Origin of the sequence: Pseudomonas sp. 2VD (genome assembly GCF_005503585.1) — a bacterium.
Classification (GTDB): domain Bacteria; phylum Pseudomonadota; class Gammaproteobacteria; order Pseudomonadales; family Pseudomonadaceae; genus Pseudomonas; species Pseudomonas aeruginosa.
Genome location: NZ_SCND01000210.1, coordinates 1 through 10,624 on the forward strand (window position 1 = coordinate 1; position 10,624 = coordinate 10,624).

A 10,624-nucleotide genomic window follows, 5' to 3' on the forward strand; every position below is an offset into this window, starting at 1 on the left:
GCCAGGTGTACCTGTTCCAGGTCGAGGTGGTCGAGCAGGGCCAGCACGCTGCCGCTGAGTTCATCGAGGTCGCCGCGCACCAGGGCCTTGCCGGACTCGCCGTGGCCCGGCAGGTCTAGAGCGATCACCCGCCGCTCGGCGGCCAGCGCCTCGTGGTTGAACAACCAGTTGTTCAGGTCGCCACCGAAACCGTGGATCAGCAGTAGCGCCGGATCGCCCTCGCCGCGGTCGAAATAGCGCAGGAGGCGCCCGTCCAGCTCGACTTTCCGCGGTGCCGGTCCGCTATCCCCAGCGTCCTCGTCGGCGGGTACGAATTCGGCCTGGAAGCGTTGCACCAGTGCGTCGATCTCCTCGTCGCTCGCCTCGCCCTCGACCACCACGCCGAGCAGCGCGCCGACCGCCAGGGTCTCGTCCTCGCGCGCCACCTTGCGCCGCAGCACGCCCGAGAAGGGCGCCTCGACGCTGCTGGAGATCTTGTCGGTCTCCACGTCGAGCACCTCGTCGCCTTTCTCGATATGCGCGCCCTCTTCCTTGAGCCAGGCGTCCACCCGACCCTCGGTCATCGACAGGCCCCACTTGGGCATGGTCAGTGTATGGATCCGGCTCATGCCGCGTCCCTCCCTTCCAGGGCCTGGCGCACGGCTGCCTCGATCTTCGCCGCGTCGGGGATGTAGAGGTCTTCCAGGGCGTCGGAGAAAGGCACCGGCGTATGGGGCGCGGTGACCCGGCGGATCGGCGCGCGCAGCGCGGAGAAGGCCCGTTCGGCGACCAGCGCGGCGATGTCGGTGGCCATCGAGCAGCGTGGGTTGGCTTCGTCGACCACCACCAGGCGGCCGGTCTTTTCCACGCTTTCGAGAATGCTGTCCTCGTCCAGCGGGCTGGTGCTGCGCAGGTCCAGTACTTCGCAGGAGATGCCCTGGCGCGCCAGGCTGGCGGCGGCGTCCAGCGCCAGGTGGACCATGCGGCCGTAGGTCACCAGGGTGACGTCGTCGCCGTCGCGGAGGAAGTTCGCCTCGCCGAAGGGTACGCTGTACAGCTCCTCGGGTACCTCGCCCTGCATCGAATAGAGCAGCTTGTGCTCGCAGAAGATCACCGGGTCGTTGTCGCGGATCGCCTGGACCAGCAGGCCCTTGGCGTCGTAGGGCGACGACGGGCAGACCACCTTGAGGCCGGGGATGTGGGTCCATAGCGAAGTGAGCATCTGCGAATGTTGGGCGGCGGCGCGCAGGCCGGCGCCGACCATGGTACGGATCACCAGCGGGGTGACCGCCTTGCCGCCGAACATGTAGCGGAACTTGGCGGCCTGGTTGAGGATCTGGTCCAGGCAGCAACCGGCGAAGTCGACGAACATCAGTTCGCACACCGGGCGCATGCCGCGGGTGGCGGCGCCGACCGCGGCGCCGACATAGCCGATCTCTGACAACGGGGTATCCAGCACGCGGCCGGGGAACTGGTGGTAGAGGCCCTTGGTGACCCCCAGCACGCCGCCCCAGGCGTCGTCCTCGCCGGGCGCGCCGGCGCCGCCGGCATTGTCTTCGCCCATGATGAAGACGCTCGGGTCGCGGCGCATTTCCTGGGCCAGCGCCTCGTTGATGGCCTGCTGGTAGCTGATCTTTCTCGCCATGATGGTTCTCCTCGTTCTTGTTTTCGGGCGGCTCAGGGATAGGACACGTAGACGTCGCGCAGCAGGTCGTCCGGCTCCGGCTTGGGATCGTTCTTCGCGCGCTGCACGGCATCCTCGATGCGCGCCTCGACCTCGGCGTCGATGGCGTCCAGGTCGCTGGCGGAGAGCAGGCCGGCGTGGCAGGTGCGTTCGCGGAACTGCTTGAGGCAGTCGCGGGTTTCCCGGTAGTGCTTTACTTCGTCGGGATCGCGGTAGGTCTGTGCGTCGCCCTCGAAGTGTCCGTAGTAGCGGGTCAGCTTGACTTCGATCAGCGACGGCCCCTCGCCGGCGCGGGCGCGCTCGATGGCGGCGCCGGCAGCCTCGTGGACGGCGAAGAAGTCGAAGCCGTCGACGGTCACCCCGGGCATGCCGAAACCGGCGGCGCGGTCGGCGATGTGGTCGCAGGCCACCGACCAGTTGGCCGCGGTGGCCTCGGCATAGCCGTTGTTCTCGGCGACGAACAGGCACGGCAGGTTCCACACCGCGGCCAGGTTCATCGCCTCGAACACCGCGCCTTCGTTGGAGCCGCCATCGCCGAAGAAGGCCACTGCCACCGCATCGCTGCCTTTCAGCTTGGCCGCCAGCGCGGCGCCGGCGGCCAGCGGCGCGCCGGCGCCGACGATTCCGTTGGCGCCGAGCATGCCTTTCTCCAGGTCGGCGATATGCATGGAGCCGCCCTTGCCCTGGCAGACCCCGGTCTTCTTGCCATAGATCTCCGCCATCATGCCGTGCACGTCTACGCCCTTGGCGATGCAGTGGCCGTGGCCGCGATGGGTGGAGGCGATGCAGTCGTCGTCGCGCAGATGCGCCATCACGCCGGCGGCGGAGGCTTCCTCGCCGGCGTAGAGGTGGACGAAGCCGGGTATCTCGCCCGTGGCGAACTCGACGTGCAGGCGTTCCTCGAAGGCGCGGATGGTGCGCATCACGCGGTAGGCATGGAGCAGTTGGTCGGTGCTCAGAGTGGACATCTTGTTGTTCTCCAGGTTGTCTTCACGGGGTCATCGGGGTTCGCTGGCCGGCCAGCAGGCGATGGCGGGCGGCGTAGGCGAGGGTGGCCGGCACATCGACGCTGAACGGGCCGGAAGGGTCGAGGGTGATGCTCGGGCGGTCGGTGGCGCTGAACTCGATCTCGCGCTCTCCGTCCAGCGCCAGGGTCCCGCTGGACAGGCTCGGCGCGTGGGCCACGCCGGGTTGCAGGTAGCCGGCGGCAGAGACCCCGCAGCCCACCAGCAGGCCCGGCGCCAGCGGCACCAGCAGGCTCTCGCGGGCGTCCGGATGCAGGCGCATCCAGGCGCCGTGGGGCTCCTCGCGGCTCACCGGCGACCACAGTCCGCAAAGCGCCGAAAGGCCGATGGCGTGGGGTTCGGCGAAGCTGACGAAGACTTCGGCGAGGTCTTCGGCGCGACTGATGGCGCGGGCGCCGATGAACGGCTGCGGCGACACCGCGACGTCCACCAGCGCCCACTCGCAGAGCCCGCAGCGCGGCTCGCGCACCAGCAGGCGCTTGTTGCGTCGCAGGCCGATCTCCGGCGGCACCCGGTTGCTGGCGCAGAGGCCGCCGGCGAGCCCCGCGCCGGTGGCTTCGCGCAGCTCCGGGAAGGCGTTGTTGGTCCCGGTGGACAGCGCCAGCAGGGGGACGTCGCCGACCTCGGCGGCCACTGCCTTGTGCGTGCCGTCGCCGCCGAGCACGGCGATCAGCGCCACGCCGCGCTCGACCATGCGCCGCGCCGCCAGGCGGGTATCCTCGACGCTCTGGCGCAGCGGCATGTCGAGGAACTCCAGGAACGGCCAGTGGCCGTCGCGGGCCTGGCGGGTCTGGCTGGCCCGGAGCACGGCGGCGGCGATGCCGGTCATGTCCGGCGGCAGCAACGCATGGCGGATGCCGGTGGCGCCGAAGGCGGCGAGCAGGCGTTGCACCACCGATGCCTTGTCGGTGCTGGAGTGCAGCCCGGCATGGGCGGTGAGGCGACGCAGGTCGCGACCGGAGGCCGGGTTGGCGATGATGCCGACGATCGGCGAGGGCGGGGTCATAGCGAGAATCCGCCGTCGACGGCGATGGCCTGGCCGGTGACGTGCGGCGCGCAGGCCAGGTAGACGACGAGCTGGCCCATGTCTTCGACGGTCTGCGCTTCACCCTGGGGCAGCAGGCTGGCCTGGTGGCGTTCCCAGGACTGCGCCTCGCTTTCGCCGGCCTGCCGCCAGCGGCCCGACAAGCCGTCCTCGCCGCGCCACATTCCGGTGCCGACGATTCCCGGGCAGAGCGCGTTGACCGTCACCCCGTCGCGCGCGACCTCCTTGGCCAGGGCATTGCTGAAACCGATCACGGCAAACTTCGAGGCACAGTAGTGGGCGAGGTCTGGGAGACCGACCTTGCCGGCGATCGATGACAGGTTGACGATCCGCCCCCAGCGCTGCGCCTGCATCAGCGGCAGTTCGGCCTGGCAGCAGAGGAACACGCCGCGGGCGTTGACGTTCATCACCCGGTCCCAGTCGGCGAGGCTGAGTTCGGCGACCTTGCGGATGCTGATCACCCCGGCATTGTTCACCGCCACGTCGAGCCGGCCGAACTCCGTGGCGACCCGCTCGACCATCGCCCGGACGCTGTCGCCGTCGCTGACGTCGACCCCAAGGGCCAGGCTGCGGCGACCGAGGCTGCGGATCGCGGCGGCGGTTTCCTCGGCGACCTGCGGATTGAGGTCGGCCACCGCCACGTCGGCGCCGGCGCGCGCCAGGGCGAGGGCGATGCCCCGGCCGATGCCGAGTCCGGCGCCGGTCACCAGCGCGACCCGGGAAGACAGGGAGAAATCGTCGGACGACGTAGCGTGCATGCTTCACCTCTGATTGTTCTTGTAGGTGTATGCGGCAGGGCGTTGGGAGGAGCGGACAGTCCGCCCTGCCGTCGCCGTGGCTGGAGCAAGGCCGATGCCAGGTTGCGGCGTGGCGGCCGGAAGGCCCGTCGTAGAGCGCCGGCATGGGAAGGCCGGCGACCGCCGGGGCGACGTCCGGCGAGACAACCCATGTCATCGCGCACGGGTTCCCGGCGAGACGCTGAGACGCTCCGTCTCAGTCGTCGGCTGTGGCGGCCCGGCGCTTGTCGAGGGTCGCCGATGGGCGCTTAATGGGCGGCACAACAACAAGATGCCGAGCAACGGAGGCCCCATGCTTTCCGCACACTCGAAGGACCATGTGGACTGTGTCAGCCGTGTCCTGAGGAACGCCGCGCGCCTGCCGCAGGCGCCGGTGCCGACGCCGATCCTCGACTCCTGGCGCCGCTCCATGGAGCTGCACCGTCTCGACCCGGGGTCCCTGCAAGGGCCGCGGATTCTCTCGCAGACCCTCCTCGACGAATGTCGCGAGCGTTCCGAACTGTTCCTGCGCATCGCCAGCGAAGAGGTGGCGCGACTGCATGGACGGGTGCGCGATGCCGACTACTGCGTACTGCTCACCGATGCCCAGGGGCGGACCATCGACTACCGTGTCGAGTCGACCATCCGCAACGACTGCCGCAAGGCCGGGCTGTACCTCGGCACCTGCTGGTCGGAAGGCGAGGAGGGCACCTGCGGGGTGGCCGCCGTACTCACCGACAGGACTGCGGTGACGGTGCACAAGCGCGATCACTTCCGCGCCGCCTTCATCGACCTGACCTGTTCCGCGGCGCCGGTCTTCGATCCGCAGGGCGAGTTGCTCGGTGTGCTCGACGTTTCCGCCGTGCAATCGCCGGACGACCGCCGTAGCCAGCATCTGATCCGGCAGATGGTGGCGCAGAGCGCGCGGGAGATCGAGAACGCCTTCTTCATGCACAGCGCCCAGGGCCATTGGGTGCTGCGCGCGCACCGTGCGCCGGGCTACGTCGACAGCCAGCCGGACTACCTGTTCGCCTGGGACGCCGATGGGCGCCTGCTGGCGTTGAACCCGGCGGCGCGGCACTACCTGCGGCAGCGCCTGGGGCAGGTGCCGAGCCACATCGGCGAGGTGTTCGACCTCGACGTCCTGCACGCCGCCGCCGACCAGGCCCCGTGCCTGCTGCGCGGCCAGGCCGGCGAGCTGCACGTGCGTCTCAGCGCGCCGCGGGCCAAGGCGCGGCGGCTGGAGCGCGAGGTGCCCGACGACGCTGCGCTCGACCCGCGCATCGCCGAAAGCCTGCGCCTGGCGGTGCGGGTCAAGGACCGCAACCTGCCGGTGCTGATCCAGGGCGAGACCGGCGCCGGCAAGGAGGTTTTCGCCCGCCAGTTGCACCAGGCCAGCGCCCGTCGCGACAAACCCTTCGTCGCGCTCAACTGCGCGGCGATTCCCGAAAGCCTGATCGAGAGCGAGCTGTTCGGCTACGTTGGCGGAGCCTTTACCGGCGCGGCGGCGAAAGGGATGCGCGGCCTGCTGCAGCAGGCCGATGGCGGTACCCTGTTCCTCGACGAGATCGGTGACATGCCGCTGGGCCTGCAGACCCGCCTGCTGCGCGTGCTGGCCGAGGGCGAGGTGGCGCCGCTGGGGGCTGCGCGCCGGCAGGCTGTGGATATCCAGGTGATCTGCGCCACCCACCGCGACCTGGCGGCGCTGGTGGCGGCCGGCGGCTTCCGCGAGGATCTCTACTTCCGCCTCGGCGGCGCCCGCTTCGAACTGCCGCCGCTACGCGAACGCAGCGACCGGCTGGCGCTGATCCGGCGCATCCTCGACGAGGAAACCGCGCACTGCGGCGTACGCATCGAACTCGGCGAGGCAGCCCTGGAATGCCTGCTCGGCTATCGCTGGCCGGGCAATGTCCGCCAGTTGCGGCATGTGTTGCGCTACGCCTGCGCGCTGTGCGGCGGCGCCACCCTGCAACTCGCCGACCTTCCGGCAGAGCTGCGTGGCGAAGGCCGGACACCGGCCAGTGCGTGCGAGAGCGGCGGCGGTCCGGAGCGCGACGCCCTGCTCGACGCCCTCGTGCGGCATCGCTGGAAACCCATGGCCGCGGCGCGGGAACTGGGTATCTCGCGAGCGACCCTGTATCGGCGGGTGCGCCGGCATGGCATCCGCATGCCGGGCCAGGCGGACGACTGAGGTGCGCCGGCGGCCGGCGCAGTCGTCAAGCGCGGAAAATCAAAACCAGCCTTGAGCCTTGCCCCGTTAATGCCGGTGGGCTTTCCCTGTAGCGTTCCGGGCAGCGGCGCAACCCGTTCGGTCGCGCCCCGCCAGGAGCCTACGGAGGAAACCCATGCCCGCCCCGCACCAGCCAGCCCGCAACCCGACCGGGGAGTTCGACCCATGCCGCTAGCCCTGCTGCTCGCCATGGGCGCGTTCTCCCTGAGCCTGTCGATTTCCCCCGGTCCGGTGAACCTGACCATCGTCGCTTCCGGCGCCAACCATGGTTTCCGCCGGACCCTGCCGTTCGTCACCGGCGCCACCCTCGGCTTCGTCCTGCTGCTGGCCTTCGTCGGCTTCTGGTTCGTCCGCGCGATCGAGGCCTACCCGCGCTTCTTCGACTACCTGGGGATGGCCGGCGCGGCGTTCATCGCTCATGTGGGCTACCGCATCGCCACCGCGGATCCACGCCTGGCCCTGGAGGAAAACGGGGTCCCCGGGTTCTTCCAGGGCGTGCTCCTGCAATGGCTCAATCCCAAGGCCTGGATCGCCTGCGCTTCCGGCGTGGCCTTGTTCGCCAGCCCGAGCACGCACGCGCCGCTACTGGTCTTCATGGCCATCTACCTGGTGGTCTGCTACCTCTCGCTGGCCGCCTGGGCGCTGCTCGGTGACCGCGTGGCGCTGCTGCTCGACAGCCCCCGGCGGGTGCGCCTGTTCAATCGGGCGATGGGCGGCACCCTGGTGCTGACCGCCGGCTACATGCTCTACCTGCAGCTCGCCGCTAGCCTGGATTGAAGGCCTCGTAGAGGCGATTGATGAGGGTATAGGCGATGCTGCTGGCGGGTACGTTGGGCGGCCACACCGCATACACCTTCAACGGCTCCAGGCGCCATTCCGGCAGCACCGCGCGCAACTCGCCGCGGCGGATCGGCTCGTCGCTCAGGTAGGTCGGCGGCGCGGCCAGGCCGACGCCGAGGCGGGCCAGGCGGCAGGAGGCTTCGACGCTGTCGACGCGCACCCGCGGGGTGTAGTCGACGCGTACCTCCTCGTCGTCCCGCGCATGACGGAATAGCCGGCTGTCGGGGCGCATGCCGAGCCCGATCCATTCCAGCCGCTGCAGGTCGCGCGGGTGTTCCAGCGGCGCGTGCCGGGCCAGGAATGCCGGCGCCGCCACTACCTGGCGCGGCAGCAGGAACAGGTGACGGGCCTTCAGCGAGCTGTCCGGCAGGTCGCCGATGCGGAAGGCGATGTCGATGCCGTCGCCGATGATGTCGTGGCGGCTGTCGTCGCAGGCGATGCCGAGGTCGAGGTCGGGATGCTCCTCGATGAAGGCTGCCAGGTGACGGGTGAAGTCGCCGTTGACGAACACCGCGGGCATCGAGATGCGCAGGCTGTTGCGGGTCGAGACGGCGCGCTGGCGGAACTCGATGAAGCCCTTCTCGTAGAGTTCCAGCATGGAGCGGGCGGTGTCCAGCAACTGCGTGCCGTCCTGGGTCAGCGACAGCTTGCGGCTGTTGCGGTAGAGCAGCGCACGGCCCAGGTTCCGTTCCAGCCTGGACAGGTGCAGGCTGGCGGTCGCGGCGCTCAGGCCCAGCGCCTCGGCGCCGCCGGAGACGGAGCCGGTCTCGGCGATCTTGGCGAATACGATCAGGTAGCGGATGTCGTCGATCATGCGGTCTCTCGTCGCGGGGGCTGGGTGCATCCTGCGCGATGGCGGCCAGCCGGACAAGCGCGAGAGGTAGAGGGCGGCGGCGCTTCCCGGGCTTTTCAGCGCAGGCTCCAGAAGCCCAGGCGACCGAGGCTGGCCGCCAGTCGCAGGCGCGAGGTCTGCCAGTTGCCGAGGGCGCGGATGTGCTGGTCCTCGGCGCTGGCGTAGGCGGTCAGGGCGTTGAGCAGCTCGATCATGCTGCCGACCCCTGAGCGGTAGCGGCCCTGCACCACCTCCAGGCTTTGCCGCGACTGTTCGACCAGTTCGCGGGTGCGCGCCAGGCTGCGGGTCTCGACGCTGAGCGACTGGTAGTTGTTCCACACCTCCAGCGAAACCTGCTGCTCGGTGTCGGCCAGCTCCGCTTCGCTGGCCTCGCGGCGGGCCAGGGCGTTGCGGACCTGGTAGGTGCGTTCGAAGCCTTCGAACAACGGGATGTTCAGTTGCAGGCCGATGCTGCGGTCGCGTTCGCGGGTATCGCCGTTGAAGGCCATCGCCTGGTCGCTATGGCTGCGTGCCAGGTTGGCGCTCAGCGCCAGGCTCGGCCGGCCGGCGGCGCGGCTTTCCTCCACCGAGGCGGCGGCGGCCTTCAGCCGCGCCTGGGCGGCGAGCAGCGCCGGATGCTCGCGGCGGGCTTCGGCGAGCATCTCGTCGATGGCCTTGACGAAGCCGGTGTCGGGTTGCGCCTCCAGCTCGCCGGAGAGGCGCAGCGGGGTATCCGGCGCCAGGCCCATGCGCAGGGCGATGACGCCGAGGGCGTTGCTCAGGGCGCCTTCGTCGCGGACCAGGGCGAGGCTCGCCTGGGACAGCGCGGTCTGCGCCTGCAGGCGATCGGAAAGGGCGGCGGCGCCGGCCCGGTACTTGGCGTCGGCGGCTTCCAGGTTCTGCGCCGCCAGCTCCGCGACCTGCCGCGAGGCGGCCAGGCTGCGCTGGGCGGCGAGGGCGTCGTAGTAGGCCTGGGCGGCGAGGGCGAAGGTGTTCTGCAGGGTCGCGTCCTGGCTGGCGTTGGCCGCCAGCAGCAACTGCTGGTCGTTGCGCAGGGCGGCGCTGCGGCGGCCGAAGTCGAACAGCACCCAGCTCAATTGGAGGCTGGCGCCGCGCCGGTGGCGATGGCCGTCGCCGGAGAGGTAGGGGGCATCGCGATAATCCATGTCGCTGTAGCCGCGACTGGCGTCGAGACGGCCGTCCAGGCGCGGCAGGTAGGCGGACTTGCCGATCCCGACCTGGGCCGCCTGGGCCTTGGCATTGGCCCAGGCGAGGCGGGTCTGCGGGTCGTGGCAGAGGATCCGCTCGATGGCTTCCTCCAGGCTCAGCTCGGTCGGTGGCGGCCCGCCGCGGCAGGGCAAACCGCTGCCGCCGAGGTCGTAGACCGCCTGGCCGGCGACCTGGCCGGCGGTGCCGAACACGTCCGGCTCGTAGGCGGCGGCGCCGGGAACCAGGCCGAGCAGGCCGCACAACAGGCCGGCGAGGGCACGCATCAGGCCTGCTCCCGCGCCGCGGCGGCCTGGCGTTCGGCCAGGCGCGCGGTGCTTTCGTCGAGGCTTACCTTGCCCTGGCCGAGGACTATCACGCGGTCCGCCGAGGCGATGGTCTCGGGCCGATGGGCGACCATGACGCGGGTGATGCGCAGCGCGCGAATGGCGGCGTTGACCCGCTGTTCGCAGTGTACGTCGAGGTGGCTGGTGGCTTCGTCGAGGAACAGGATGCGCGGCTTCTTGTACAGCGCCCGGGCCAGCATCACCCGCTGCTTCTGGCCGCCGGAGAGCACCGTGCCCATGTCGCCGACCAGGGTGTTGTAGCCCATCGGCATGGCCTGGATGTCATCGTGGATGGCAGCCATCTGCGCGCACTGCAGCAGCCAGGGCATGTCCGGCTGCGGGTCGAAGAAACTGATGTTGTCGCTGAGCGAACCGGCGAACAGCACGTCGTCCTGCAGCACCGTGCCGACCAGTTCGCGCAGGCCGTCCAGGCCCAGTTGCGCAAGGTCCAGGCCGGCCATGCGGATCTGTCCCTCCACTGGCGGGAGGATGCCCAGCAGGACGTTGAGCAGGGTGCACTTGCCGCAGCCCGCGGGGCCGACGATGGCGACCGACTCACCGCCGGCCATGCGCAGGGCGAGGCCGTCGAGGACCCAGGCCCCCTGTTCCGCGTCGCGGTAGCGCCGGCCCTGGACCCTGAAGCTCACCTCGCGCTCGCGG

10 protein-coding genes are annotated in these 10,624 nt (G+C 70.2%); 2 read left to right on the forward strand and 8 right to left on the reverse strand.

Annotated elements, in window-relative coordinates; all coding sequences use genetic code 11:
- The 5 genes from FFS27_RS20790 to FFS27_RS20810 form a co-directional block, all read right to left on the reverse strand.
- Window positions 1-608: alpha/beta fold hydrolase (locus FFS27_RS20790; RefSeq protein ID WP_137952180.1), on the reverse strand; the 608-nt coding region annotated here is incomplete at its 3' end.
- Window positions 605-1,624, reverse strand: a complete 1,020-nt coding sequence (locus FFS27_RS20795) for an alpha-ketoacid dehydrogenase subunit beta (RefSeq protein WP_003104786.1) — start codon at window positions 1,622-1,624, stop codon at window positions 605-607. The genes FFS27_RS20790 and FFS27_RS20795, both read right to left, overlap by 4 nt.
- A 32-nt stretch (window positions 1,625-1,656) precedes the next feature.
- Window positions 1,657-2,631 carry a thiamine pyrophosphate-dependent dehydrogenase E1 component subunit alpha gene (locus FFS27_RS20800; RefSeq protein WP_003093507.1) on the reverse strand — a complete coding sequence of 325 codons (975 nt, stop codon included), beginning with the start codon at window positions 2,629-2,631 and terminating at the stop codon, window positions 1,657-1,659.
- 22 nt (window positions 2,632-2,653) lie between these two features.
- Window positions 2,654-3,694 carry an ATP-NAD kinase family protein gene (locus tag FFS27_RS20805; RefSeq protein ID WP_023100803.1) on the reverse strand — a complete coding sequence of 347 codons (1,041 nt, stop codon included), beginning with the start codon at window positions 3,692-3,694 and terminating at the stop codon, window positions 2,654-2,656.
- Window positions 3,691-4,491: an SDR family NAD(P)-dependent oxidoreductase gene (locus FFS27_RS20810; protein ID WP_022580492.1), complete on the reverse strand. Its 801-nt coding sequence runs from the start codon at window positions 4,489-4,491 to the stop codon at window positions 3,691-3,693. The genes FFS27_RS20805 and FFS27_RS20810 overlap by 4 nt, the downstream gene beginning before the upstream one ends.
- 331 nt (window positions 4,492-4,822) lie before the next feature.
- Here FFS27_RS20810 and FFS27_RS20815 point away from each other — a divergent pair, with 331 nt between their 5' ends.
- Window positions 4,823-6,700: a sigma-54-dependent Fis family transcriptional regulator gene (locus FFS27_RS20815; protein ID WP_023100804.1), complete on the forward strand. Its 1,878-nt coding sequence runs from the start codon at window positions 4,823-4,825 to the stop codon at window positions 6,698-6,700.
- A 204-nt stretch (window positions 6,701-6,904) separates the two neighbouring features.
- Entirely contained in the window at window positions 6,905-7,516 is a 612-nt protein-coding gene (locus FFS27_RS20820; RefSeq protein ID WP_003093501.1) for a LysE family translocator, read from the forward strand.
- On the opposite strand, the gene FFS27_RS20825 is transcribed toward FFS27_RS20820, so the two are convergent.
- The 3 genes from FFS27_RS20825 to FFS27_RS20835 form a co-directional block, all read right to left on the reverse strand.
- On the reverse strand, window positions 7,503-8,393 hold the full coding sequence (locus FFS27_RS20825) for a LysR family transcriptional regulator (RefSeq protein WP_003093500.1): 891 nt from the start codon (window positions 8,391-8,393) through the stop codon (window positions 7,503-7,505). The two genes, FFS27_RS20820 and FFS27_RS20825, sit on opposite strands and share 14 nt — an antisense overlap.
- 95 nt (window positions 8,394-8,488) lie before the next feature.
- The gene (locus FFS27_RS20830; protein ID WP_034013756.1) at window positions 8,489-9,904 is read right to left on the reverse strand and encodes a TolC family protein; all 1,416 of its coding nucleotides are present in this window, start codon (window positions 9,902-9,904) and stop codon (window positions 8,489-8,491) included.
- A partial coding sequence (locus tag FFS27_RS20835) for an ATP-binding cassette domain-containing protein (protein WP_137952181.1) occupies window positions 9,904-10,624 on the reverse strand: 721 nt, incomplete at its 5' end. The genes FFS27_RS20835 and FFS27_RS20830, both read right to left, overlap by 1 nt.

Coding starts and splice junctions, on each gene's coding strand:
- FFS27_RS20795 (WP_003104786.1), bottom strand. CDS start 1,624: ATGGCGAGAAAGATCAGCTACCAGCAGGCCATCAACGAGGCGCTGGCC.
- FFS27_RS20800 (WP_003093507.1), bottom strand. CDS start 2,631: ATGTCCACTCTGAGCACCGACCAACTGCTCCATGCCTACCGCGTGATG.
- FFS27_RS20805 (WP_023100803.1), bottom strand. CDS start 3,694: ATGACCCCGCCCTCGCCGATCGTCGGCATCATCGCCAACCCGGCCTCC.
- FFS27_RS20810 (WP_022580492.1), bottom strand. CDS start 4,491: ATGCACGCTACGTCGTCCGACGATTTCTCCCTGTCTTCCCGGGTCGCG.
- FFS27_RS20815 (WP_023100804.1), top strand. CDS start 4,823: ATGCTTTCCGCACACTCGAAGGACCATGTGGACTGTGTCAGCCGTGTC.
- FFS27_RS20820 (WP_003093501.1), top strand. CDS start 6,905: ATGCCGCTAGCCCTGCTGCTCGCCATGGGCGCGTTCTCCCTGAGCCTG.
- FFS27_RS20825 (WP_003093500.1), bottom strand. CDS start 8,393: ATGATCGACGACATCCGCTACCTGATCGTATTCGCCAAGATCGCCGAG.
- FFS27_RS20830 (WP_034013756.1), bottom strand. CDS start 9,904: ATGCGTGCCCTCGCCGGCCTGTTGTGCGGCCTGCTCGGCCTGGTTCCC.